This window comes from Streptomyces katrae, from assembly GCF_000966975.1.
Taxonomy (GTDB): domain Bacteria; phylum Actinomycetota; class Actinomycetes; order Streptomycetales; family Streptomycetaceae; genus Streptomyces; species Streptomyces katrae.
Genome location: NZ_JZWV01001560.1, coordinates 1 through 410 on the forward strand (window position 1 = coordinate 1; position 410 = coordinate 410).

General features: G+C 76.1%; 1 protein-coding gene. It reads left to right on the plus strand.

Translation table 11 applies throughout. The features are described 5' to 3' along the window. The coding region (locus tag VR44_RS39175; RefSeq protein WP_281187296.1) for an acyl carrier protein at nucleotides 1–410 on the plus strand (410 nt) is incomplete at both ends.

The window sequence follows — 410 nt, forward strand, 5'->3', positions numbered from 1 at the left end:
GAACTGCGCAACCGCCTCGCCTCCGCCACCGGCGTCAGCCTCCCGGCCGGCCTGGTCTTCGACCACCCCACCCCCGACGCCCTCGCCCGCCACCTCCTGCGCCGGCTGACGGACGCCCCCCGCCCCGGCCCCGCCACCCGCACGGCCACCCCCTCCGGCACGGCCACGGACGAACCCGTCGCCATCGTCGCCATGGGCTGCCGCTACCCCGGCGGCGTACGGTCCCCCGAGGACCTGTGGCGGCTGCTCACCACGGGCACCGACGCCATCGGCGGCTTCCCCGAGGACCGCGGCTGGAACCTCGACCTGCTCTCCGCGAGCGGCGGCACCGCCGGATCCAGCAGCACCCTCCAGGGCGGATTCCTCTACGACGCCGCCGAGTTCGACGCCGCCTTCTTCGGGATCTCCCC